Genomic DNA, 22,665 nt, shown 5'->3' on the forward strand with positions numbered 1-22,665 from the left:
CATGTGCGTTGAGTCGTGGTGTGATAGCTGCAAGACTAGGCGTGCGCGGCAATCGCTGTCAAACCGCGAACCTGATGGTTTTTGATGGACTTTCAATCTGCGAAGGACGGTTATGTCCGATCCGGTTAACCTCACCGCCGCTGCGCGCGCTCGCATTCCAGACATTGCGCGCACCGCCGGCGTCTCGACGGCCACGGTGGATCGTGTGCTCAATAGCCGCGAAGGCGTGCGCCCTGTTACCGCGCAGCGCGTGTTGCAAGCGGCCGCGCAACTCGGCTATCTGCTCACGCCGCAAGCGCCTGCCGGGCCCGCTTCGAAGCCCATGCGCATAGCGTTCCTGCTGCCTGCCGGCACCAATCGCTATTTGCACATGCTCGGCGACTACATCGACTTCGCGCACGATCAGTGGAATGCGCTCGACATGAAGTGCCGCGTCCATTACGTCGAGAGTTTCAACCCGAAAGAGCTGGCTGACCGTCTGCTGCATTACGGACAACGTGCGGATGGCGTCGTGTTCATGGCGCTGGAACACCCGGTGGTGCGCGATGCCGTGAACGCGCTTGCCGATCAGGGCGTGCCGGCCATTACGCTGATTTCTGATCTGTCGAATGCACGGCGGCTTGCTTACGTGGGCATCGACAATCGTTCCGCGGGACGCACCGCGGCTTTATTGCTGGGGCGTTTCATGGGTCCGCGACCACGCGGAAAAATCGCGATGCTTGCGGGCAGCCTAAACTATCGCGGGCACGAAGAACGCGAGATCGGCTTTCTTCATCTGATTGAATCGACGTTTCCGCAAGTGCGCGTGATCGGACTGCGTGAAGGACAGGACGATAGCGAACGCAACTATATGCAAACGCGCAAGCTGCTCGAGCAGCATCCCGACCTCGCCGGCATTTACAACAGCGGCGGTGGATCGGATGGCGTGGCGCGGGCAATCGTCGAAGCGCGCTCGGAACAAAAGATTCTGTTCGTTGGCCACGGCTTGACGCCGGACACGCGAGCTTTGCTAATCGACGGAACAATGGATGCATTGATCACGCAAACACCACAGGCAATGGTGGGAAACTGTTTGCGGATTTTCCGCAATGTGCGCGACAAGCGCGACGCAATGAGCGACGTGAAGCCGGTGCAGTTCAGCATCGTGCTGCGCGAGAATCTACCTTGATTTGCAGGACTTTTACGCAGGCTCGCGGTTTTCGCGTGGTGACGGTGAGCACTTCAGGCACGGGACATGCTGAATCTCGTTCGTGTTCCAACTCAACGCGAAAGGAGACACATCATGCCTTATCTGCTCGGCTGGCTTCTCGGTGTTCCGGTGATCGTGCTGATTATCCTGTACCTGATTTTCCATTAATCACTCGAAACACATCCGCTGGCGCGGCCCTCCTGTGGCCGCGCGTTTCTTTCGCACGTGTGGTGCGCGATACATGCACTTGTGCCCGAGCGAGCGTTCGCTGCGAGCGGGTAGCGTCGCAGTTTCCTCACATGCCGCCTTCTGTAAAAGCAGCGCTACGCATCTAGCGGCTTGTGGCCGCGTGGGCCGCCAGTTGGTCGACGACCCGGACGGTTGTCCCGGGCACGAATGCACCCTGGAAATATACTGTTGGCCCCGTTGGATAGGCTTCTTAAAGCAATCCAAAGCGCCCCGCGTATCGGGATGTTCTTCCGTTAGAATCACGTTTCTATGAACGACGTTCCGACCTGCTCATGATCGCTAAAAGCCGCGCGCTGGACAATCACGACCGCAAGATCATGCGCGCATTGCAAAAGAACGCGCGCCTGAGCAACGCGGAATTGGCCGAACTCGTCGGCATGTCGACCACCGCCTGCTGGAACCGCACGCGTCAGTTGGAAAGCGAGGGCTACATTCGCGGCTACGTCGCGTTGCTCGATCAACAGAAGTTAGGCTTCGCGGATGTCGTACTGCTCGAAGTCACGCTGGATCGGCACGACGACGACGCGCTTGCCCGCTTCGGCGCTGAACTGGCGGCGCTCACCGAAGTGCTCGAAGCGTACCTGGTGTCGGGCGATTACGACTATCTGGTCAAGGTGGCCGTCGACGGCACCGCCGGCTACGAGCGATTCCTGCGCGAGAAGCTATACAAGATCGCGGGCATTCGTCATAGCCGGTCCATGTTCGCGCTGCGCTGCATGAAGAGCATTCCGTCGGTACAGGTGTGATGCACGCTGTGCGCATTCAGCTTGCGTGCAGCGGCTTCTGACACGCGGCGAACACCGCGCCTCCCGCGAGCAGTAGCGCGGAATAGATGAGGCCGCGTGCGAGACCCGCTCCATCCGACACCCAGCCGATCACGATCGGGCCAACGATCTGCCCGAACGCGAACACGATCGTGAACGCGCTGATGCCCTTGGCCCAGTGAGTCGTCGGCAGATTGTGGCGCACGAAGGCCGTGGTCGACGCGACGGCCGAGAGGAACGTCGCGCCGAACAGCGCACCCGATGCGAACGCGACCCACGGTTGCGTGAACAATGCGGGCAGCAGCGTCGCCACCGCGAGCAGCGCGTTGAGTACCGCCAGCGCCTCGCCGCCACGCATGCGATCGAGCAGCCCGGACCACACGCGCGCGGAGGCCACCGTCGCGATACCGAGCAACAGATAAAAGCCCGTGACGACAGCCGCGCTCATGCCCGCGTTGCGCAGCAGCGCGACAATGAACGTCATGTAGCCGATATAGCCGACGCCGAACAAACCATAGCCGAAGAGCGCGCGAGCGAAACGCGGCCAGCGGGGGACGTGGTCGATGTGAGCCGATTGCGCGGCCGGTGCTGCGACAGCATGCAAGCCTTCGATCTTGCGCGCCGCGCCGACGGCCGCGGCGGCGAACACCGCGCATGCAGCGGCCAACGCGAACCACGCGAATTGCCAGCCATGAACGCGCTCGACAATCGTCAACGGCACGAGTACCGACGAAGCGACAATGCCCCATCCCGTGCCGCCGTAATAGAGGCCGAGAACGAGACCTGCATCGCGTGGTCTCGCCGATGCAAGCCGCGCGGCGAGCACGCCACCGCTGATGAAAATCGCCGCGCTGCTCGCGCCTGTGATCACGCGCAAGACGAGCAGCGAATCGGTGTCGGCGAGCAAGCCGCTGCCGGCCATGAGAAACGCAGTCGCAACGCAACCGGCGACGAATAGCCTATCGGCGCGCCATTGACGCGCGAGTCGCGGAAAAGCGAGCGCACCGAGCAGGTAACCGAGCGCATTCGCGGTGTTCATCGCGCCGGCTTGAGCGAAGGTCCAGCCGAGATCGAGTTTCATTGAAGGCAACAGCAGCGCGTAAGCGAAGCGTGCGAGTCCCAGCGCAATCGCGCTTCCCAAAGACAACGCAGCGGCCAGCATCAAGGTCGGAAAGCGTTGCGACGCTTCGGCAGCCATGGAGGATCGCGCGGCGTCCAATGGGTTTGTCGGCATGGGCTAGTGTGGGTTGACAGGCATGTTGCTGACCGGCGTTATCAGCTTGCAGCGCTTCGCCATCATATCCGGAGGCGCCGGGCGGGGCTGACAGTTAGTTGCATTACAGTGCGCGGCAAGGCGCGCGGCGGGAACCTGTGCGGGAATCTGTGCGTGAACCGCTGTGTTACCGCGCAAGCGGCGCCCACGACCACGCGGCGCACGCAGCATAGCCACGCGGCGCGGCGATCCATTGCGCGGCAATCTCACGCATGTCGTCGGGGATGGAATGGCGCAACGTCACGCGACTGTCCGCGCGCGGCAGCACGGCTAGATGATGCAAGCCGCGTGTGATGCCCGCCCCCGTTGCTTTGACGAGTGCTTCCTTGGCAGTCCATGCATCGTAGAAGGCGTTCGTTTGTTCGGAAGCATCGAGGCGCTCGATCCACGCCGCCTCGCCTGGATCGAGCGTCAGCGTCGCGATGGAACGCCAGTCGAATTTGTCGCTGTGCTGCTCGATATCGACACCGACGCGCCGAACCGGCGACATCGCGATCAATCCGTGCGCGCCGGCATGCGATACGTTGAAATCGAGCGGGTAGAAATCCGCGAGGCGCGGGCGCCGGTTTGCGTCGAGCGTGAAGCGGATCGCGTGCGACTCGACACCGAGCCTACGCGCGAGTTCATCCCGCAACGCGACGCGCGTTGTGGCAAAACGCAGCGCGTCTTCGTGGCGGTGGAAGTGGCGCGCCCTGTCGCGCTCGTCGTCACTGAGTGATGTGAAGGCCGCAGCATCGAGCGATGCGTCGAAGGAGAAGTCGACTCGCCACAACGAAACATCGGGCGGGCCTGCGTGCGGCAGCGGAACGGGTTCGACGGTGACAGACATCGCAAGGATCGAGGCGCAGTGGGATCATCGCGACTCTACACGATAGCGCTTGCCAAACGCGCCATCGCTTCAGACGCGCTTCGTTTCTCTCGGCACGCCGACCAGCAACGCGATACCGCTCGCGAACAACAACCCGGTCAGCAGATAAAGCGCGTTGTCCATGCTGCCGGTGTGCGTCTTGATCTGCCCGATCACCCAAGGACTGACGATGCCGCTCGTAATCCCGATACTGCTGATCAACGCAATGCCGCCCGCCGCCGCGGCGCCGGACAGATAACTCGAGGGCACGGTCCAGAAGATCGGCAACGCAGCGAAAATCAGAACGGTTGCCAGCGAGAGAAGCGCGAGCATCGCCGGAAAACTGCTTAAATGCAGCGTCAAAAGCGAAAGCGCCACACCGCCGCCGATCGTGCATACCGCGAAGTGGCGGCGGCGCTCGCCGCGCCGGTCCGAATGACGCGCGATCAGAATCAGGCCGACCGCGCCGATTGCATTCGGAATCACGCTGTAAAGGCTAATCGCAAGAACATCGCGGATGCCGAAGTCGCGGATCATCAACGGCATCCAGAAACTCAGCGTCAACGAAGCGCACGTCAGGGAGAAATAGATGAATGCGAACAGGTAGACGCGCGGATTGGACAACGCTTGCATGAACGAGCGCGATGAATGCGGCGAATGCGGCGAATGCGACGAATGCGACGAATGCGGCAATGTAGCGCGGTCTTCATCGCGTTGCGCGATCAGTTGCGCTTTCTCGTTGGCGGTAAGCCACTTTGCCTGCTGCGGACCGTCGACCAGATAGAACGCGGCAAGCAGACCGAGCACGACGGCGGGCGCGCCTTCGATCACAAACATCCACTGCCAGCCGAACAGGCCGAGCACGCCGCCCATATCGCGCATGATCCAGCCCGACACGAGACCGCCGAGCACGCCCGCGACCGCGACGCCTGCGAAGAAAATCGACAGCACCGCCGCGCGCCGCCGAGCCGGGTACCAGTAGGTCAGATACAGCACAATGCCCGGAAAAAAGCCGGCTTCGAACACGCCAAGCATGAAACGCAGCACATAGAAATGCGCGGGTGTCGACACCATCATCATGCCGACCGAAACAATGCCCCATAGCAGCATGATCCGCGTGAACGTGCGGCGTGCGCCGAACCGCGCGAGCAGCAAATTACTTGGCACTTCGAATAAAACGTAGCCGATGTAGAACACCGCAGCGCCGAGACCATACATGGCGTCGCTGAAACCGAGGTCATGCTTCATCTGTAACTGCGCGAAGCCGATATTGATGCGGTCGAGAAACGACACGACGTAGCAGAGAAACAGAAACGGAACGATCCGCAGCGAGACTTTGCGATACAGCAGGTCGTCATGCGCGGCCGCGCTTGAACCGGGCTCGAGCGCGGGGGCAAGGGATTGAGTCATCTGTTATCTCCAAACATGGGGCGTGAGGGTCCAACGGACCCGCCGGGTCCGGCGTCTTGATGCGCCGCTTGTTGTCTGCTGAGGGACGGCATGCGAGAACGTAGAATCCCCGCATCGCCGTAATGAATCGCGCTCGGCCGGGGCCGCTATGCGCGCGTTTGCTGTACGTCTGGTGCCGGTTAAGCGGCCAGCGGATGAACTTCGCCACCTTCGGGCGATGCATCGTCCACGCCTTCACGCGCGTGCCGGATCGCTTCGAGCAGCGTCGCGTGATCGCCGATATGATTGGCGAGCAGCAGAATGAGTTGCGCATTCGCGGACTGGCTGCGCGCATCGTCGAGATCGCGATGCATGTCGATCAACGCCTCGTAGAAATCGTCGGGACGGGCGAGATTGGGTTGCGTGTTCAATGCCATTTTGTGTCTCCAGATACGTATCTTTGCGTGCAGCGCAGGTTCTGTTTTTCTCCGCACATGCGGCCGTTTCAGGCCGTGCCTTCCACGCACAACGCGCGTTTCAACGCATGGCCGACCGCGAGCGTGTCGAGTCGCCGCCAGCGCGCGCAAACATGCTGGTCCGGCCGGATCAGATAGAACGTGCCGGGTTTCGCGTCGTAGCGCGCGCTCGCGAGACCTTCCGCGTCATGCAAAACGCTCACGCCCGAATACGCCTCAGCCTTTGCTTCGCCGCGCGTGATCACGACAAGCTTCAACGGAATCGCGCTTGTACGAAGCGCATTGAATGCAGCCTTGGTTGCCGCGTCGATACCTTGTTCACCGCAGAACAGCACGCCCGTGAATTGCTGGCCGAGATATTGAAGTAGCCACGTCGATTCGTGAGCCGCCTGCACTGGCGCATCCACACACGAGGCGCCCGGCACCATCGAGCCTTCGAAGCTGTCGCTATCCGCAGTATTGAGCGGAGAGTCGCTCAAGACCGCAGGCACGGAGAGGCGCCCGCTGTTCGTCAGTTGTCGTGCGAACGGATGATGACGCGCGAGCTTCAGCACAGCGTCGCGGAACACGCGGCTCACGGGGCTCTTCGGCGTAATGAAATCGGTGGAGCGCGTGGAGTTGCGGATGTTTTCGTCGGCGGCGAATTCGCGTTCGCTTGCATACGTGTCGAGCAATGCGTCCGACGCTTTGCCGTTAAGCACCATCGCCAGTTTCCATGCGAGGTTTTCCGCGTCCTGCACGCCGCTATTCGCACCGCGTGCGCCGAACGGCGACACGCCATGTGCGGAATCGCCTGCGAACAACACGTTGCCGTGCCGGAAGCGTTCCATCCTCAAACACGAAAAGGTGTAGACGCTGACCCATTCCAGTTCGAACTTTGCATCGGGTCCAAGCAAGGCACGCACACGCGGAATCACACGCTCCGGCGTTTTTTCGAGCACCGGGTCGGCGTCCCAGCCAAGTTGAAAATCGATCCGCCACACGTTATCGGGCTGACGATGCAGCAACACCGATTGATTCGGATGAAACGGCGGATCGAACCAGAACCAGCGCTCGGTTGGAAAGTCCGCTTCCATTTTCACGTCGGCGATCAGGAAGCGATCCTTGAACGTGACGCCTTTGCTGTCGAGTCCCATCAGATTGCGAATCGGACTACGCGAGCCATCGGCGGCGACCACATAACGGCCGCGCAACGCGTACTGACCGTTAGGCGTTTCGACGGTCAACGTCACGGCCGCGTCACCCGTACCCGGCGTTCCGTTTTGCTGCACGCCGACCACTTTGCTTTTCCAGCGGATCTCGACGTTCGGCATTTCCTGCGCGCGTTCCAGCAGAAAACCTTCGACGTAGTACTGCTGCAGGTTGATGAACGCAGGCCGATGATGGCCCGCTTCCGGCTGCAGATTGAACGAATAGACGAGTTCATGCTTGAGGAACACCTTGCCGACATTCCAGCTGATGCCCTTGTCCACCATCCGCTGGCCGCATCCCAGGCGATCGAAAATATCGAGCGAGCGCTTCGAGAAGCAGATCGCCCGCGAACCGGTGGACAACGAACAGTCGTCGTCCACAAGTACGACCGGCACGCCCTGCTGCGCAATGTCGATCGCGGTGGCAAGGCCCACCGGACCGGCGCCGACCACGATCACCGGATAGGCCGCCTGCTCCGCGCCGCTTTGCGTGCTTTGCGCGGTCTGTTCGCGGCACGGCTGATATTCGAACGACAGCGTCTGGTAGTTGATGCTCATCTTGTGTCTCCGTCCTTCTCCGCTTTGTTCTGCTGTGTTGCTGTGCTTCGGTGCTTCTATTCTTTTTGTGCCGGTCAGGCCTGCAGCGCGTCCCACATATCCTTGTCGCGCTGCGCGGTCCAGATGCGCGGATGCGTGATGCCGCTTGCTTCATCGAAAGCACGCGAGACGTCGAACGGCAAACAATGTTCGTAGATAAACACGTGGCCGAACTTCGGATCCATTGCCTTGCGCGTGTGGGCCATCGCGGCCTTCAGATCGAGCTTCTGTTCGACGGCTTCGCGGCCCTGCTGTAACAGCGTCGTGACGAAATCCTTCGTGTAATCGAGGCCTTTGTTGACGTCTTCGGGCGTGGTCAACGCGGGGCCGCGGCCCGGCACGAGCTTCTCAGCGTTCAGCGCGCGCAAGGCTTCGAGTGTGGCCGGCCATTGTTCGAGCTGCGCGTCGCCGCAATAGCAGGCTGCGTCGTACTCGACGAGATCGCCGGAAAACAGCACCTTCTGCGACGGCAGCCATACGACGGTGTCGCCCTTCGTATGACCCGCGCCCAGATGCGCGATGCGCACTTCGAGCTTGCCGAGGAACAGCGTCATTTCCTTTTCGAAGACAAGCGTCGGCCACGTCAGACCCGGCACGGTTTCGACGCCGGCAAAGAGACGCGGGAAGCGCTCGATCTCCGACTTCATGTCCGCTTCGCCGCGCTCGACGATCATCTCGTATGTGCCGCGGCTCGCGATCACTTCCTGAGCGCCTTCCTCGAAATACGCCGACGCGCCGAGCACGCGCACCGCGTGATAGTGCGAGAGCACGACGTATTTGATCGGCTTGTCAGTAACGCTGCGAATCTTCGCGATGAGGTCTTGTGCCATAGCGGGCGTGGCGGTGGTGTCGACGATGAGCACACCGTCCTCGCCGATGATCACGCCCGAGTTCGGATCGCCTTCCGCCGTGTACGCATAGGCGTTCTCGGACAGCTGCGTCCATGTGACTTTCTTGACTTCCAGATCGGCCTGGGATGCGAATGCCTTTGCCATGCTTGTCTCCCTCAAAAGTTGGACGTTGAGGCGAGACGGCCGGCTGCGCGCTGCGGCGCGGGCTGACGATACTGGAGCTTGTCTCGCCCCGTTTTTGACTCTGTGACTGCGCCGGTGTGTCGGGGTGAATGCATCTTATGACTGCGCCTGTTTATTTGTCAATAGCGAAATGTATCGCTATACGCAAATCATACGATGACTAAGATGAAGGTATAAGGACGGCGAGATGAGCGCGGACTGGAGCACAAGGCTTCGGCTAAGATGGACCCTTTTTACGGACGAGCGCGGGCGTGAACAAATCAGCGAAACCGGCTACAGGCAAGGGCCCCCGCGGCAGCGAGACGGCGGACACCGGCAAGACGCAGCGCGGTATCCAGAGCGTCGAAGTCGGCGGGCGCGTGTTGCTGGCGCTCGCGCAGGCGCGCGCGCCGTTGGCGTTGTCCGATCTGGCCGCCGCCGCGGAGCTTGCGCCGGGGCAGGCGCATGCTTATCTGGTGAGCTTGGGCCGCCTGGGTCTGATCAAGCGGGACGAACTGTCGGGGCGCTACGAACCCGGTCCGTTGTCGCTGCGGCTCGGTCTGCTCCATCTGGAGAATCAGCCGGCGTTTCGCGCCGCCGTGCCGCGCGTAGCCGCGCTGGCCGAAGCGATCGGCTTTAGCGTCGCGATCTGTATTGCGGGGCCGCAGGGGCCGACCATCGTCCGTTATGAACATGCGGGCTTTCCGTTGCATGTGAATCTGCATGTGGGCACGGTGATGTCGCTGCCGGCCACGTCGACGGGACGGGTGTTCTGCGCTTATCTGCCGCGCGAAACGCTCGACGCGATGTGGGCGAACCAGTCGGGCGCGTCGCAAAACGCGACGACCGCGCCGCGCGACAGCGCCGCTTTCCAGGCGGTTCTGCAGAAGATCCGAGCGCGCGGTCTCGAATGCAGTGTCGATGCGCCGAGTCCGGGCATCAGCAGCCTGAGCGCCCCGGTGCTCGATCAGGGCGGCCGTTTGTCGTTGGCGTTGACGGTGATCGGCTCGACGGGCGCGATTGACGTCGCCGCCGACGGGCCCGTCGCTCGTGCGCTACTCGCAGCCGCGCGCGACATCGGCGCCGAACTCGCCGCCACGCCTTCCCTTTTTGCATCTTCCGCATCGTGACTGCTTCTCTCGACGCTTCTCCTTTGACGGCTCCCACTTCCGCCGACGCAAAGCCGCAGCGCGGCATCCAGTCGCTCGACAGCACGGGCGACCTGCTGGCTGCGCTCGTTGCGGCAGCCCGGCCCTTGAGCTTGCGCGACCTCGCCGCCGCAGCCGGCATGCCGCCCGCGAAGGCGTTTCCGCATCTGGTTAGTCTGCTGAAAATCGGCTTACTCAGCCGCGATGCGTCCGGCTGTTTCGAAGCCGGACCGCTTGCGCTGGAACTTGGCCTGATCGGCCTGCAACGTCTTTCACCGACGCGCGAGGCCGAGCCCGAAGTGGTGGAACTGGCCACCGCGACAGGAATGAGCGTCGCGATGGCGGTGCTCGGTCCGCTTGGACCGACGGTCGTGCGGCTGGAGGAATCGGCGCGGCCGCTGCATGTGAGCTTGCGGGTAGGCACGGTGATGTCGCTGGTGAATACAGCAATCGGTCGCGTGTTTTCGGCCCATGTCGCCGACGATGTCCGCGCCGGTCTGCTCGCGCAGGATCATCTGCGACTGGCGGGCGCGAACGAGGCGGATGTCGTTGCAGGCAAAGGCGCGCCGCCGACGCTGAAGGAAGCGTACGTGCAGCGTCTTGCGCAGATTCGCGCGGACCGCATTGATACCGCGCTGAGCCGGCCCGTGCCCGGCATCGACACATTGGCTGCACCGGTGTTCGATCACACTGGCAGCATTTGTCTCGTGCTCGCGTTGATGGGGCCGAGCGGCAGCTTCGATAGTGCAGCGACGGGCGGGCCTGCGCAGATCTTGTCCGCGGCGGCGCTGAGGTTGTCGCGCAGATTTGGGTGGATGGGGACGGGTAAATGAGAGGGCGGGAGGCAATGGGCGTGACGTAAGCGTTTTTTTGAAAAACGCTGTTTTGTAATCGTTTCGGCAGTCGAATAAGCGAAACGACGCGAGGCACCGGACGTCGTATAATCGTTTTTCCAGAAAACGCGGGGTTTGTAATCGTTTTGAGAGTCGAATAATCAAAACTGAATGAAAACCCGCCGTGTGATGCCTTCCGAGGCATCCGGACCCAACGTCATGCCGCAGATCGGATATCAATGGCTGTCTAACACTTACGGCGTCGTACCCATGCACCCGTTTGCGGTTCAAAGCGAAATTGGCCGGGTGCGTTCGACCGCGACTGACGGCGACATTTGCCGGGAGGTGTATCCCGCAGCCTATCGCCCGGCTGCCAGCCTGCCCGATCACCTGACATTCGCTTTCCGGCATGAGGGAATCCATCTGGAATTCCTCGCGCGCCTCTATTCGCTCGAGTCGGTCCGCAACGAACTGGAGGCGTGGATTGCCCGTGAACCCACGGGCGCTTATGCACGCCGCGCCTGCTTTTTCTACGAATGGTTGATGCCGCAGCCACTGAGCGTGCCAGGCGCGTCCAGAGGAAACTACGTGGACGCGTTAAGCCCTGACGAGTTCATCGTAGGCAGCGCGATCAATAACCCGCGCTGGCGCGTACGCGACAACTTGCCGGGCAATCGCGACTTCTGCCCTGTGATCCGACGCGTCGATGCCGTTCGGCGTGCGGAAGCCTATAACCTTGCGGCGCCGCTTGTCGAACTCGAAGCGGACTATGGCGTCGATCTGATTATGCGCAGCGCCGTCTGGCTGACCGTCAAGGAGAGCCGCGCGAGCTTTCTGATCGAGCACGAGCAGGACAACGAGGACCGCATCCGCCGCTTCGCGGCTGTCATGGAAAGCGAATGCGGCCGGCATGCCAATCCGTTCGATTCTGACACGCTCGTCGCCTTGCAGCGCGGCATCCTCGGTCAGTCGGCCTTGCGCTACGGCATTCGCCGCTCGCCGGTCTATGTGGGACATGTCGCGCGCTATGAACCGGTGGTCGACTACATTGCGCCGCATTGGCAGCACATTGACGCAATGCTCGCCGGACTCAGCCAGTTCCTTGAACGCACCGCACGTGGCGCGCCAATTGTCCGGGCAGCGGCGGCATCGTTCGGCTTTGTCTATGTACATCCCATGGCCGATGGCAACGGCCGCATTTCACGCTTTCTGATCAACGACATCTTGCGCCGCGACGGGGCCGTGCCCGCGCCGATCATCTTGCCCGTTTCCGCCACGATCACCCACAGCACGCGTGATCGCGCCGCCTACGACAAGGTTCTCGAACGTTTTTCTCGTCCTCTGATGAAGCATTACGCGGATCAGTACACATTCGGCAAAAGCGAGACGGCCGAAGACGGCGTTGAATACGATCTTTACTTCCGCGCCTATGACGACGCGCTACCGTCCTGGCGCTATCCCGATCTGACTGCACACGTCAGCTATCTCGCAGACGTAATCCACGCCACGTTGACGCAGGAGATGCGCAACGAAGCGCGCTTTCTGCATGCCAACGACACAGCACGGCGCGCCATCAAAAACTTTCTGGAAGCGCCGGACAATGATCTCGACAGTATCATTCGCAGCGTCCTGCAAAACAGCAACACCATTTCCAACAGCTTGCGCAAACGGTATCCGCTTCTCGACGAACGGCCAGAGTTGACCGCGCAAATCATCCAGGCCATTTCAGAAGCATTCGCAGACGACCCCAGCCCCTAATCCCCCGCCGCCTCCGGCGCATGCGACGACAACCGCGCCTTCGCGTGCCGCATCTTCTCCAGCGTCTTCGGCCCGGCTTTAAGCGCGACGCCGATTGCGAGCGCGTCCATGATGCAAAGATGCACAAGCCGCGACACGCCAGGCGTATTCGGATCGATGGGACTCGGCACGCGCAGCAGCAGCGGAATATCCACGAGCCATGCGAGGCGCGAGCCGACGTTGGTGAGCGCAACCGTCGTTGCGCCGCGCTCCTTCGCGATCTGAATACTCTCGTTCACTTCGACGCTGCGGCCGGAATGCGAAATGGCAAAGGCCACGTCGCCCGGTTCCATCATCCCGGCATAAAGGCGCTGCAAGTGGCCGTCCGTAAACGCAGTGGATGCGATATCGAGGCGCAAGAACCGCAATGCGGCGTCTTGCGCAACCAGACCCGAACCCGAGCCCACACCGAAAAAGAACACGCGCCGCGCGCTCGATAAAGCTGCGATCGCACTCTCGACCACCGTCGGGTCCAACGCGCCGCGTGCATGCGTGATGCCTTCGACGGCAGCTTCGCCCACTTTGTCCATCAAGGTCTGCACGTCGTCGTCGCGCGCAATTGCGGCCGACGCATACGGCAAACCGCCCGCCACGCTCTGCGCCAGTTGCATCTTGAAGTCACGCAGACCATGCGCGCCGATCGCGCGGCAAAAACGCGTGACGGAAGGCTCGGAGACCTCCGCACGCTGCGCGAGTTCCGTGATGCTCGCGCGCATCGCGAAGTCGACGTCGTTCAGCACCATGTCGGCGACCTTGCGTTCGGCGGGCCGCAAATTGGCGAGTGCGCTGCGGATGTGGGGAATCAAGTTCGGTGCGGACACCCGATGTTCCTTAAGGGTTAAATGAATCCGCGTCGTGTCGCAGCTTCAATCGGCAACACGCGGTTCAGACCAGTCTGCGTCCACTCTCCGTATCGAACAGGTGAATGTGAACGGCCGGTAGACGCAGCATGACGCGCTCGCCGGGCTCGACTTTCGAGCGTTGACGCGTCGTCACGCACCACGTGTTGCCGCCTATTTTCCCGTACAAATGGGTCTCCGCGCCAGTCGGCTCAACGACTTCGACTTCCATCGCAGCGTCGTGAGTCTGTGTCATCGTTTCGATGTGTTCGGGCCGCACGCCTAACGTGACCTTCGCGCCGACCGTCGCCGACGCAGGTGCGCCGTCGAGCACGATCTCGCCACCGTCCGCGAGTTTCAATGCGAGTCCTTGACCTTGCGCGTGGTTCACTACGACACCTTCCGCGAAATTCATCGACGGTGAGCCGAGAAAGCTCGCCACGAACAGATTCGCCGGCCGGTCGTACAGTTCCAGCGGACGGCCGATCTGTTCGATCCGCCCCGCGTTCATCACGACGATGCGATCGGCCATCGTCATGGCCTCGATCTGATCGTGCGTCACGTAGATCACCGTGTTCTTCAAGCGCTGATGCAGCGCCTTGATTTCCGTGCGCATCTGCACCCGTAGCTTCGCGTCGAGATTGGACAGCGGTTCGTCGAACAGAAACAGCGACGGCTCGCGCACCACCGCGCGGCCCATTGCCACGCGCTGGCGTTGTCCGCCCGACAATGCACGCGGCAAGCGGTCGAGATAGCCGCTGAGATTCAGCATCTTCGCAGCGGCCTCGATTCGCGGCTTGAAATTTGCCGGCGATTCCTTGCGAATTCGCGGACCGAACGCAATATTTTCGTAGACCGACAGATGCGGATACAGCGCGTAGCTCTGAAACACCATCGAGATATTGCGCTGCTGCGGCGCAAGATTATTCGCGCGCGTGCCGCCGATCATCAGATCACCGCCGCTGATTTCCTCGAGCCCCGCAACCATCCGCATCAAGGTACTCTTGCCGCAACCCGACGGCCCGACCAGCACGACGAATTCGCCGTCGTCGATATGAAGGTCGATGCCGTGCACGACCTGCGTGTCGCCGTAGCGTTTGAAGATGCCGCTCAGTTGCACTGCTGCCATGCTGTCCTCATCGTCTTGCGGTTTTTATCAAAGCGATTCGAGCGTCAGCTCTTGCGCCATCAGACGGTTGCCGGCCATCAATCCGCCATCGACGGGCAATGCGACGCCGGTGATCACGCGCGCCATCGGCGAGGCGAGAAACTGCACGGCGTCGGCGATATCGTCAGGCGTTGCAAAGTCGCGCAACGGATACCACTTCTTCAGATCCTCGAAGACCTGCGGGTTCTTGTCGACGCGCGCTTGCCATGCCTGCGTCTTGACCGTGCCGGGACAAACGATGTTCGCGCGAATGCCATAGCGACCCAGCTCGAGGGCGAGCGCCTTCGTATAACTGATGAGGCCGGCCTTCGCCGCGCTGTACGCCGGATGCCCGAGCGCCGCCATGCCGTTCACCGAGCCGATCAACACCAACACGCCCTGCTGACGTTCGATCATCGACGCCCGCACGGCCTCGACCGTGTGATACGTGCCGTTCAGATTCAGATGAATGTCGCGCTGCCAGCTCGCGGCATCGGTCGTGGCGAGCGTGAGGCCTTCCGCCGCGCCCGCGTTCGCGACGAGCACGTCCACGGGTCCACGTTTCTCCGCTGCGATAGCGACCGCTTGCTGCACGGCGGCGGCATCGCCGAGATCGACCGCAATGGGCGTGACCTGGGATTCGCCGAGTTGCTTCGTCAAGCGTTCGAGCGCGGCTGCGTCGATGTCGAGCGCCAGCACCGTGTCGCCCTGCTCCACGAAACGCTTGCACAACACGCTGCCGATGCCGCCGCAAGCGCCCGTCACCAACACCACTCGATTCATGTTTCGCCTCAGTTGTTGCGTTGTCCGACCGCCTTGGATTACCTGTAAATTTCTTACAGAACGCGTGTTGCGTAGTTTTTGATCGTCCCGAAGATTGGGCTAGTCGCCGCTGACCCGCACACAGAATATCCCTGCTTTACAGCATCTTATGCACAAATCCGGGTGATAAAAAATATCGCAGACCCTACGTGACAAGCCATTTTTAGCCGTGTAGGATTTTTTCAAACAATCAATCCAGCGGCCGGCGACGGCAGCGGACCATCCCACCATCGTTGATGGAACCGAAGTAAGCGCTAAAGCGCTAACTCCGGTCGACACAGGAGAGACAAATGTCGTTGCATACCCGTGCTTCCCTCGCGCTCGGCAAAGTTGCCGTGGCGCTCGCGTTCGCAGGTATTGCCGTGGCGGCTCACGCCGACACGGTTCGCGTGACCGTCGCGCATTACAGCGATGCAACCGCGCCTTACTTCGAAAAGATGGCTCGCAACTTCGAGAAGGCCAACCCCGGCACGACCATCAAGATCGAAGACGTGAACTGGGACACGTTGCAACAGAAGCTGCAGACGGACATCTCCGGCAACGCGAACGCCGACCTCGCGATTGTCGGCACACGCTGGCTGCTCGACTTCGTCAAGGACGACGTGGCCGAACCGCTCGACGGCTATATGGATTCGAGTTTCAAGGGCCGCTTTATCGGTCCGTTCCTGGCACCAGGCGAGATCAACGGCAAGGTGTATGGCTTGCCGATCGCGGCTTCGGCACGCGCGCTCTACTACAACCAGGACCTGCTTGCGAAAGTCGGCTATCCCGACGGCCCCAAAACGTGGAACGACGTGATTGACGCGTCGAAGAAGCTGAAGGCGCAGAACATTGCCGGCTTCGGTTTGCAAGGCAAAGAAATCGAAACGGACGTCTACTTTTACTATGCGCTGTGGACGAACGGCGGCGACGTGGTCGGCAAAGACAATAAAGCGGCGTTCAACTCGCCGGCGGGCATCAAGGCGGCCACGCTGTATAAGTCGCTGATCGATCAGGGCCTGACGCAACCGGGCGTCACCGGATATAGCCGTGAAGATGTGCAGAACCTCTTCAAGCAAGGCCGCGTCGCCATGGTAATTTCCGCGCCGTTCCTGTCGAAGCAGATCAAGAAGGAAGCGCCGAACCTGAAGTACGGTATCGATCCAATTCCGATGGGCACCACGCACGCCACGTACGCGGTTACGGACTCGATCGTGATGTTCAAGAACTCGAAGGTGAAGAAGTCCGCATGGAAGTTCCTCGACTATCTGTTCACGAAGGAACCGCGCGTCGAGTTCACCAGGACCGAGGGTTTCCTGCCGACCACCAAGGCCGAATCGTCCGACCCCGCGTTCAACGATCCGGACACCAAAGCGTTCGTCGCGTTGCTGCCGACAGCGCGCTTCGCGCCGACTGTGACGGGTTGGGAAGACACCGCGAAGGCCGTGACCGATGCGATGCAGTCCATCTATCTGAATAAGGCCAAACCGGCCGACGCGTTGAATGCGGCGGCCACGCAAGCCAACAAGTCGCTCGGTCATTGATCGGGGGAACGCTGTGACTTTGCAGTAATCCGCTGAACTGGAAACGCGCGCCGCCGTTGCAAATGCGCGGTGCGCATTTCTGCCGTCATGCTGGCCGTCATGCATCATCCGGCCCATCCCGTCGCGCCCGCTCTTCGATGCGGGCGCGTCTTACGATCGAGCACGTATGAGCCGTTCCGCTTCTTCGCGCCTGCAAGCGCCCTGGCTGCTGATTGCGCCGAGTCTTGTGCTGGCGCTCTTCATCATCAGTTATCCGATTTTCAACATCGTGTGGCAATCGCTGCATGAGGTGTCGCGTTTCGGCGCCATTCGCGGTTTCAGCGGCTTGCAAAACTTCTCCACGATCTTCAGCGACCCCGCGTTTCTCGCGGCGGCGAGGCGCACGATTGTCTGGACGGTGTTCGTGGTGGGCGGCACGGTGCTGATCTCGGTGCCCGTTGCGCTGGTGTTGAACCAGGACTTCCATGGGCGCGGCGTCGCGCGCACCATTGTCATGCTGCCGTGGTCCGTCTCTCTCACGATGACCGCCGTCGTCTGGCGCTGGGCCTTCAACGACGACTACGGCATGGTCAACGTCACGCTTCAGCGCCTTGGATTGATCGGCGGGCCGATTCATTGGCTCGCGACTCCCGAGCTCGCGTTTCCAGTGGAGATAGCGGTCGGCATCCTCGTGTCGATTCCGTTCACGGTGACGATTCTGCTCGGCGGATTGTCTTCGGTGCCGGGCGACATTTACGAAGCTGCGCGCATGGACGGCGCGAGCGCGTGGCAGCAGTTTCGCAAGCTCACGCTGCCGTTGATGCGGCCCTTCATCAACATGACTATTCTGTTGAACGTGATCTATGTGTTCAACTCGTTTCCGATTATCTGGGTAATGACGCAAGGCGGGCCTGATAACAGCACGCACATTCTGGTCACCTATCTGTACGAACTCGGCTTCAGGCTCGGACGTCCCGGCGAAGCCGCGGCGGTATCCCTGATCATGCTCGTCATGCTGTTCGTTTTCTCGATTGCGTATCTGCGTCTGCAGCCCGCGAAAGAAGGAGAACCGTCATGAGTCTCAGCGCCAAAATGAAGCGCACGTTGTGGTGCTGGCTCGCGCTGTCGCCGCTGGTCGTGGTTGTGCTGTTTCCGTTCGCCGTGATGCTCTTCACCGCATTGAAGCCTGCGTCGGAGGTCTTCGTGTATCCCGCGCGTTGGCTGCCGGTGCATTGGCAATGGAGCAACTTCGTCGATATGTGGCAGGCCGCCAATTTCGGCGTCGCGCTGCGCAATAGCACGGTAATCAGCTTGCTGTCGACGCTGCTCGCCCTCGCAGTGAGTTTGCCGGCGGCTTATGCATTGGCCCGTTTTCCGTTCCGTGGACGCGGACCGTATCGCCAGTTTTTACTCGTCACGCAGATGTTGTCGCCTATTCTGCTGGTGGTCGGTCTATTCCGGCTCGCGGCAATGATTCCTTATGGCGACGGCAATCTCGTCGATTCGAAAATCGGCGTGATTGTTTCCTATGCGGCCTTCAATATCGCTTTCGCCGTGTGGATGCTGTCTTCGTATTTTCAAACGGTGCCGCGCGATCTGGAAGAGTCAGCGTGGCTCGAAGGATGCGGCCGAACCAGGGCCGTTTTCAAAGTGTTCCTGCCGCTTGCCGTGCCCGCGATCGTCGTCACGGCGATCTTCACGTTCATCAACGCGTGGAATGAGTTTGCCGTGGTTTATACGTTGATCCGCTCGCCCGAAAACAAAACGCTGACCGTGCAAGTGACCGATATGGTCGCCGGCAAATATGTCGTGGAGTGGCATCTGGTGATGGCCGCCACGCTTTGCGCAACGTTGCCAGTGTCGATCGTGTTCGCGTGGTTGCAGCGGTATCTGGTGAAGGGGCTGGCGCTCGGGGCCGTGAAGTAGCCGATGTGCGTGGACCGCGCTGATGAGCTTGTCGTCTCAGCGCGGTTCTCCTGGCCGGCGCGGTCACCCCGGCCGACGCCGCCGCGTGCGTCGAATCAAATGTCTTTATTCAGCGCCGCGGACAATCCGCAAATCGCGCTCCACTGCGTCGCCTAAAGCCTCGAGTGCTTTCTTGTAGTCGTCCCGCTGATAGGCGGCGAGTGCATCTTCGTAAGACGGGAACTCGATCACCACCGTCCGCTCTTTCAGGCCCTGCTCATGAACTTCGTCCGCGACGCCGCGCACGAGGAACTTGCCGCCGGCAGCCAACACGGCGGGCCCGGCCAACTGACCATAGGCCGCCAGCTTCGACGGGTCGTTGATCTTGCGATACGTGGTTACCCAATACCCCTTGCTCATTTGACGCTCCTTGTTCGTGGTGGCTGTGAGTGGAGCAGCGTATCAGAGAATGCCCGGCGCGCAGTCATGGCCCTATTGGATCGAGGTCCATCAAAATCTGCCGCGCACGCTCACATTGGCTCCTGTAAATAGCGCCATGCGCTGGATGAAGATGGCCCAAAACGTTGAATAGCGGCGGGTGACAAACCGCGGACTTCTATAGAAACTCTTGCGTACGATCCCGGCAGTGCGTCGGCGTGGCCGCTCGCGCATGGACAGCCGCGAGGGCCGTTCACGGTACGGCAACGAGTCGTCGTTTATCATGAACCCCATCTGCCTTAGATAATGCATCGATTAGATATGACGAATACCGGCAAGACGTTGATTATCAGCCTCGTGTTGGCGGACCTGGTGATCTGCGCCTATTTACTGTACCCGCGCGACGAGAAGAAGTCCGCGGCCCCTACCGACGCGGCGTTGATCGCGCCTGAGAGGGCCGACTCCAGCTCCGGCGAAAGCCACGTGATTGCGGGGAATATCGTTCGCCCCGCTTCCCCGGGAGTGCCCGCTAGCGCGAGCGTCAACGCGAACGCGCGCACAACTGCGAGCGGTTCGGATGTGCGACCGTTGCCACCTGCCGCAGCGGTGGTTGCACCGGCTCCGGTGACGCCGGTGGCACCCGTGGCCCCCGCTACGCCCGCTGCCAACCTGGCGAATGCTCCGGCGACGGAATTGCAGCCACAGCCGCAGGGGCCGCAGTTGCAAGTGCAGCAGCCGGCACCGCAGCAAGTACGGCAAGCGCAGCAATCCCCGCAGCCGCAACAACTGCAAGCGCAACAAGCACAACAAGCACAACGTTACAGCGTGAAGCCTGTAACGACGCAGCATGTCGAAGAATCGCGTGGCCATGAAGAACTGCGCCGCCACGGTTCGAACGAAGTGGGCGCTTTGATGACCGAACTGCTCGTCAGAGAGTCGGCGAAACTCGATCCGTCATTGCCTCCGCCGCCCCCGACGGATCGCGACGAGGTTAGCCACCGCAGTTCGAATCCCGTCGCAGCGGCAATGACCGATCAACTGGTCAAGGAGTCCGCGAAAGTAGCGCCTGCGTCCGCGGCTCCGAAGCAGCCGGGCACGCAATAAACGAGGACTCTGCGCTATATCGTTGCGATGTCCACCGCGTCGGGTGACAACAAGCCGGAAGCCACTTGGCCGCGAAGATACGCTTCGAATTCAGCGGCAACTTCGGGATGCCGCAGCGCGAACTCCACTGTCGCCTTCAGATAGCCGAGCTTGCTGCCGCAATCGAACCGCGTGCCGGCATATCGGTGCGCCAGCACCTGTTCGTCCGCGAGCAACGATTGCAGGGCGTCGGTAAGCTGATACTCGCCGCCTGCGCCCGGCGAAAGATTGCGGATATGCCGGAAGATCGCGGGCGTGAGGATATAGCGTCCCACCACGCCGAGATTCGACGGCGCATCTTTGGGCGCGGGCTTCTCGACGATCGTCGACAGCTTCAGCAAACCATCGTCCCACTCGCGGCCGCCCACCACGCCATAGGAACTGCTACGTTCCGGCGCAATGGTTTCGACGCCGATCACCGAGCTGTGATAATGATTAAAGACGTCGACCATTTGAGTCAGCACGGGTGGCTCGCCATGCAACAGGTCGTCGGCGAGAATCACAGCGAACGGCTGGTTGCCCACGAGTTTTTCCGCGCACAGAACGGCATGTCCAAGACCGAGCGCGTCGGCTTGGCGTACATAAAAGCAGTCGACGTTAGCCGGTTTGATGCCGCGCACGAGTTCGAGTAACTTCTGTTTGCCGCGCGCTTCGAGTTCCGCTTCGATCTCGTATGACTTGTCGAAATGATCTTCAATGGCACGCTTGCTTCGGCCCGTCACGAAGATCATCTCCGTGATGCCGGCGGCCATCGCTTCTTCAACGGCGTACTGAATGAGCGGCTTGTCGACAATCGGCAGCATCTCTTTGGGGCTCGCCTTTGTCGCAGGCAGAAACCGTGTGCCCAAGCCGGCCACTGGAAATATGGCCTTCGTCACTTTCAGCATGATTGACCCAGTCGTTGATAATAGAATGCCAGCAGATCCTCGCGGATCACCGTTAAAAGAACCCAGAGAAATGCATGAATCAGATTAAGCGTCACGTGCTGACCGTACTCGCCTTTGTTGCCGGGGAAGCGCTCGTCTGTTTGATGCTCGTCGTCGCACTGACATGCAAAGTGAACGAACGTATTGGAAGAAAAGAGAAGCCGCCCGGTGAATAAGGGTTAGCGCTTGCGCAGCACCGTCAACGCCGCGCCGAGCGCCGGCTTCTCCTCACCCGCGGCATCCACCAGACCAAGATTGCGCTCGCGCGTGTTCTTGCCGTTTCGCGTGTCCTGCCATTCGTAGATCGAAACGAGCGGCGTCTTCATCGATCTGCGTTTTGAGAGAAACGATTCGATATTCTCTGCTTGGCCGGAAGCCCCGGCCCATCCGCCCGAAGAAGCGCCCCACTCCGTAATCAGTGCCGGCAACCCGTATTGATCGCGAATGTACGTGGACGCGTTCTCAATCTGCAACTCGCTCATTCCATACGCATGATATGAAACAGCATCGATACAATGCGCCGACGACTCGGCGACTCTGCGCAAAAGCCTGTCCGATTTAGAGCCCGGCAGGGGCACCTTCGCGAAGCCGAATCCAATAATCGGGCTCGGCGTATGGATCCTTTTCAATTCTGTACATAGCATTCTCATATAAACGGGGAAGGTCGTTTCGACATCGCCCGTCGGCCAGTACGTCGGCAAGTCCGGCTCGTTCCATAACTCGATGGCCAGCAGGTTGCGCCCGTAAGCACTGTCGAGGTCGCGAATCATGTCTGCCAGTTGCCTCGCCGCCATTTGCAACTGCGCGTCACGCACGGTTTGACCCGTCGCGGATCGTGCAAGCGGAACCGTGGAACGGACCGTCAGCAGCACCGGCAATCCGGACTGCTGCGCGGCAGCGAATGCATCGCCGACGCGCTTGCGGTAATCCTCCGCCTGCATCGAGTTGATCCACACGCCGAACCGCACGAAATCGAACCCAGCCGCTTTGATTTGCCTGCCCGTTGCCGGCGTGAAACGTTCGACTTTAACCTGAGTGCCTACCTTGGTCGAACCGCTCGCATCACTGATCCATTGCTGGAACTGCTGAGCTTGCGCACTTGCGGCCGCACCGCAGAAACAAAGCGCAATCAACGCGCGGACGATTGGATTTTTGGATGACATCATGTCAGATGGACT

Annotated in this window: 23 protein-coding genes; 11 read left to right on the plus strand and 12 right to left on the minus strand. The window is 60.9% G+C overall.

Annotated elements, in window-relative coordinates; all coding sequences use genetic code 11:
* Positions 1-112 precede the first annotated feature (112 nt).
* The 3 genes from C0Z16_RS11880 to C0Z16_RS11885 all read left to right on the plus strand — a co-directional run bounded on the left by C0Z16_RS11880 (position 113) and on the right by C0Z16_RS11885 (position 2,184).
* A complete protein-coding gene (locus C0Z16_RS11880; protein WP_102632350.1) occupies positions 113-1,168 on the plus strand; it encodes a LacI family DNA-binding transcriptional regulator in 1,056 nt (351 codons plus the stop codon).
* A 66-nt stretch (positions 1,169-1,234) separates the two neighbouring features.
* Positions 1,235-1,357: a hypothetical protein gene (locus C0Z16_RS39325; protein ID WP_279635061.1), complete on the plus strand. Its 123-nt coding sequence runs from the start codon at positions 1,235-1,237 to the stop codon at positions 1,355-1,357.
* Between the two features lie 353 nt (positions 1,358-1,710).
* Positions 1,711-2,184, plus strand: coding sequence for an Lrp/AsnC family transcriptional regulator (locus tag C0Z16_RS11885; RefSeq protein ID WP_102632351.1), 474 nt, complete (start codon positions 1,711-1,713; stop codon positions 2,182-2,184).
* A gap of 16 nt (positions 2,185-2,200) precedes the next feature.
* On the opposite strand, the gene C0Z16_RS11890 is transcribed toward C0Z16_RS11885, so the two are convergent.
* The 6 genes from C0Z16_RS11890 to C0Z16_RS11915 form a co-directional block, all read right to left on the minus strand.
* The gene (locus C0Z16_RS11890; RefSeq protein WP_102632352.1) at positions 2,201-3,436 is read right to left on the minus strand and encodes a YbfB/YjiJ family MFS transporter; all 1,236 of its coding nucleotides are present in this window, start codon (positions 3,434-3,436) and stop codon (positions 2,201-2,203) included.
* Positions 3,437-3,602: 166 nt separating this feature from the next.
* Positions 3,603-4,304 (minus strand): 4'-phosphopantetheinyl transferase family protein, encoded by a 702-nt coding sequence (locus C0Z16_RS11895; protein ID WP_102632353.1) that lies wholly within the window; start codon positions 4,302-4,304, stop codon positions 3,603-3,605.
* Between the two features lie 69 nt (positions 4,305-4,373).
* Positions 4,374-5,732: an MFS transporter gene (locus tag C0Z16_RS11900; protein ID WP_102632354.1), complete on the minus strand. Its 1,359-nt coding sequence runs from the start codon at positions 5,730-5,732 to the stop codon at positions 4,374-4,376.
* A 179-nt stretch (positions 5,733-5,911) separates the two neighbouring features.
* Positions 5,912-6,148: a DUF2783 domain-containing protein gene (locus C0Z16_RS11905; RefSeq protein ID WP_102632355.1), complete on the minus strand. Its 237-nt coding sequence runs from the start codon at positions 6,146-6,148 to the stop codon at positions 5,912-5,914.
* Positions 6,149-6,216: 68 nt separating this feature from the next.
* Positions 6,217-7,935 (minus strand): FAD-dependent oxidoreductase, encoded by a 1,719-nt coding sequence (locus tag C0Z16_RS11910; RefSeq protein WP_102632356.1) that lies wholly within the window; start codon positions 7,933-7,935, stop codon positions 6,217-6,219.
* A gap of 74 nt (positions 7,936-8,009) precedes the next feature.
* Positions 8,010-8,969 carry an MBL fold metallo-hydrolase gene (locus C0Z16_RS11915; protein ID WP_102632357.1) on the minus strand — a complete coding sequence of 320 codons (960 nt, stop codon included), beginning with the start codon at positions 8,967-8,969 and terminating at the stop codon, positions 8,010-8,012.
* A gap of 290 nt (positions 8,970-9,259) precedes the next feature.
* On the opposite strand from C0Z16_RS11915, the gene C0Z16_RS11920 reads away from it, so the two are divergent.
* From C0Z16_RS11920 to C0Z16_RS11930, 3 genes are all read left to right on the plus strand, one after another.
* Positions 9,260-10,117, plus strand: coding sequence for an IclR family transcriptional regulator (locus C0Z16_RS11920; protein WP_102632358.1), 858 nt, complete (start codon positions 9,260-9,262; stop codon positions 10,115-10,117).
* Positions 10,114-10,968 (plus strand): IclR family transcriptional regulator, encoded by an 855-nt coding sequence (locus C0Z16_RS11925; RefSeq protein ID WP_102632359.1) that lies wholly within the window; start codon positions 10,114-10,116, stop codon positions 10,966-10,968. Before C0Z16_RS11920 ends, C0Z16_RS11925 begins: the two co-directional genes overlap by 4 nt.
* A gap of 219 nt (positions 10,969-11,187) precedes the next feature.
* Positions 11,188-12,726 carry a Fic family protein gene (locus tag C0Z16_RS11930; RefSeq protein ID WP_102632571.1) on the plus strand — a complete coding sequence of 513 codons (1,539 nt, stop codon included), beginning with the start codon at positions 11,188-11,190 and terminating at the stop codon, positions 12,724-12,726.
* Here C0Z16_RS11930 and C0Z16_RS11935 read toward each other — a convergent pair.
* From C0Z16_RS11935 to C0Z16_RS11945, 3 genes are all read right to left on the minus strand, one after another.
* Positions 12,723-13,586, minus strand: coding sequence for a MurR/RpiR family transcriptional regulator (locus C0Z16_RS11935; protein WP_102632360.1), 864 nt, complete (start codon positions 13,584-13,586; stop codon positions 12,723-12,725). The genes C0Z16_RS11930 and C0Z16_RS11935 overlap by 4 nt on opposite strands.
* Before the next feature lie 64 nt (positions 13,587-13,650).
* Positions 13,651-14,733, minus strand: a complete 1,083-nt coding sequence (locus C0Z16_RS11940; protein WP_102632361.1) for an ABC transporter ATP-binding protein — start codon at positions 14,731-14,733, stop codon at positions 13,651-13,653.
* Between the two features lie 27 nt (positions 14,734-14,760).
* Positions 14,761-15,534, minus strand: coding sequence for an SDR family oxidoreductase (locus C0Z16_RS11945; protein ID WP_102632362.1), 774 nt, complete (start codon positions 15,532-15,534; stop codon positions 14,761-14,763).
* 329 nt (positions 15,535-15,863) lie between these two features.
* Here C0Z16_RS11945 and C0Z16_RS11950 point away from each other — a divergent pair, with 329 nt between their 5' ends.
* The 3 genes from C0Z16_RS11950 (at position 15,864) to C0Z16_RS11960 (ending at position 19,001) form a co-directional block, all read left to right on the plus strand.
* Complete coding sequence (locus tag C0Z16_RS11950) at positions 15,864-17,096, plus strand: ABC transporter substrate-binding protein (RefSeq protein WP_102632363.1); 1,233 nt, start codon at positions 15,864-15,866, stop codon at positions 17,094-17,096.
* 166 nt (positions 17,097-17,262) lie between these two features.
* Positions 17,263-18,153, plus strand: coding sequence for a carbohydrate ABC transporter permease (locus C0Z16_RS11955; RefSeq protein WP_102632364.1), 891 nt, complete (start codon positions 17,263-17,265; stop codon positions 18,151-18,153).
* Positions 18,150-19,001 carry a carbohydrate ABC transporter permease gene (locus tag C0Z16_RS11960; RefSeq protein WP_102632365.1) on the plus strand — a complete coding sequence of 284 codons (852 nt, stop codon included), beginning with the start codon at positions 18,150-18,152 and terminating at the stop codon, positions 18,999-19,001. Before C0Z16_RS11955 ends, C0Z16_RS11960 begins: the two co-directional genes overlap by 4 nt.
* Positions 19,002-19,106: 105 nt before the next feature.
* Here C0Z16_RS11960 and C0Z16_RS11965 read toward each other — a convergent pair whose 3' ends face one another.
* Positions 19,107-19,400, minus strand: coding sequence for a DUF1330 domain-containing protein (locus tag C0Z16_RS11965; protein ID WP_102632366.1), 294 nt, complete (start codon positions 19,398-19,400; stop codon positions 19,107-19,109).
* Positions 19,401-19,739: 339 nt separating this feature from the next.
* On the opposite strand from C0Z16_RS11965, the gene C0Z16_RS11975 reads away from it, so the two are divergent.
* Positions 19,740-20,522 (plus strand): hypothetical protein, encoded by a 783-nt coding sequence (locus tag C0Z16_RS11975; protein ID WP_102632367.1) that lies wholly within the window; start codon positions 19,740-19,742, stop codon positions 20,520-20,522.
* A gap of 14 nt (positions 20,523-20,536) precedes the next feature.
* Here C0Z16_RS11975 and galU read toward each other — a convergent pair whose 3' ends face one another.
* Entirely contained in the window at positions 20,537-21,448 is a 912-nt protein-coding gene (gene galU, locus C0Z16_RS11980) for a UTP--glucose-1-phosphate uridylyltransferase GalU (RefSeq protein WP_102632368.1), read from the minus strand.
* Between the two features lie 74 nt (positions 21,449-21,522).
* Here galU and C0Z16_RS37740 point away from each other — a divergent pair, with 74 nt between their 5' ends.
* Positions 21,523-21,663 (plus strand): hypothetical protein, encoded by a 141-nt coding sequence (locus tag C0Z16_RS37740; RefSeq protein ID WP_158244486.1) that lies wholly within the window; start codon positions 21,523-21,525, stop codon positions 21,661-21,663.
* 3 nt (positions 21,664-21,666) lie between these two features.
* Here the strand turns inward: C0Z16_RS37740 and C0Z16_RS11985 are convergent, their stop codons facing one another.
* A complete protein-coding gene (locus tag C0Z16_RS11985) occupies positions 21,667-22,653 on the minus strand; it encodes a glycoside hydrolase family 5 protein (protein WP_102632369.1) in 987 nt (328 codons plus the stop codon).
* Positions 22,654-22,665: the final 12 nt, after the last annotated feature.

Origin of the sequence: Paraburkholderia rhynchosiae, from assembly GCF_002879865.1 — a bacterium.
Classification (GTDB): domain Bacteria; phylum Pseudomonadota; class Gammaproteobacteria; order Burkholderiales; family Burkholderiaceae; genus Paraburkholderia; species Paraburkholderia rhynchosiae.

What these genes read in the sequence shown, in the direction of transcription:
- C0Z16_RS11955 (WP_102632364.1), top strand. Translation starts at nt 17,263, where the DNA reads ATGAGCCGTTCCGCTTCTTCGCGCCTGCAAGCGCCCTGGCTGCTGATT.
- C0Z16_RS11895 (WP_102632353.1), bottom strand. Translation starts at nt 4,304, where the DNA reads ATGTCTGTCACCGTCGAACCCGTTCCGCTGCCGCACGCAGGCCCGCCC.
- C0Z16_RS11910 (WP_102632356.1), bottom strand. Translation starts at nt 7,935, where the DNA reads ATGAGCATCAACTACCAGACGCTGTCGTTCGAATATCAGCCGTGCCGC.
- C0Z16_RS11940 (WP_102632361.1), bottom strand. Translation starts at nt 14,733, where the DNA reads ATGGCAGCAGTGCAACTGAGCGGCATCTTCAAACGCTACGGCGACACG.
- C0Z16_RS11965 (WP_102632366.1), bottom strand. Translation starts at nt 19,400, where the DNA reads ATGAGCAAGGGGTATTGGGTAACCACGTATCGCAAGATCAACGACCCG.
- C0Z16_RS11985 (WP_102632369.1), bottom strand. Translation starts at nt 22,653, where the DNA reads ATGATGTCATCCAAAAATCCAATCGTCCGCGCGTTGATTGCGCTTTGT.
- C0Z16_RS11975 (WP_102632367.1), top strand. Translation starts at nt 19,740, where the DNA reads ATGACGAATACCGGCAAGACGTTGATTATCAGCCTCGTGTTGGCGGAC.
- C0Z16_RS39325 (WP_279635061.1), top strand. Translation starts at nt 1,235, where the DNA reads ATGCTGAATCTCGTTCGTGTTCCAACTCAACGCGAAAGGAGACACATC.
- C0Z16_RS11915 (WP_102632357.1), bottom strand. Translation starts at nt 8,969, where the DNA reads ATGGCAAAGGCATTCGCATCCCAGGCCGATCTGGAAGTCAAGAAAGTC.
- C0Z16_RS11890 (WP_102632352.1), bottom strand. Translation starts at nt 3,436, where the DNA reads ATGCCGACAAACCCATTGGACGCCGCGCGATCCTCCATGGCTGCCGAA.
- galU (WP_102632368.1), bottom strand. Translation starts at nt 21,448, where the DNA reads ATGCTGAAAGTGACGAAGGCCATATTTCCAGTGGCCGGCTTGGGCACA.
- C0Z16_RS11960 (WP_102632365.1), top strand. Translation starts at nt 18,150, where the DNA reads ATGAGTCTCAGCGCCAAAATGAAGCGCACGTTGTGGTGCTGGCTCGCG.
- C0Z16_RS37740 (WP_158244486.1), top strand. Translation starts at nt 21,523, where the DNA reads ATGAATCAGATTAAGCGTCACGTGCTGACCGTACTCGCCTTTGTTGCC.
- C0Z16_RS11880 (WP_102632350.1), top strand. Translation starts at nt 113, where the DNA reads ATGTCCGATCCGGTTAACCTCACCGCCGCTGCGCGCGCTCGCATTCCA.
- C0Z16_RS11885 (WP_102632351.1), top strand. Translation starts at nt 1,711, where the DNA reads ATGATCGCTAAAAGCCGCGCGCTGGACAATCACGACCGCAAGATCATG.
- C0Z16_RS11930 (WP_102632571.1), top strand. Translation starts at nt 11,188, where the DNA reads ATGCCGCAGATCGGATATCAATGGCTGTCTAACACTTACGGCGTCGTA.
- C0Z16_RS11950 (WP_102632363.1), top strand. Translation starts at nt 15,864, where the DNA reads ATGTCGTTGCATACCCGTGCTTCCCTCGCGCTCGGCAAAGTTGCCGTG.
- C0Z16_RS11905 (WP_102632355.1), bottom strand. Translation starts at nt 6,148, where the DNA reads ATGGCATTGAACACGCAACCCAATCTCGCCCGTCCCGACGATTTCTAC.
- C0Z16_RS11945 (WP_102632362.1), bottom strand. Translation starts at nt 15,534, where the DNA reads ATGAATCGAGTGGTGTTGGTGACGGGCGCTTGCGGCGGCATCGGCAGC.
- C0Z16_RS11900 (WP_102632354.1), bottom strand. Translation starts at nt 5,732, where the DNA reads ATGACTCAATCCCTTGCCCCCGCGCTCGAGCCCGGTTCAAGCGCGGCC.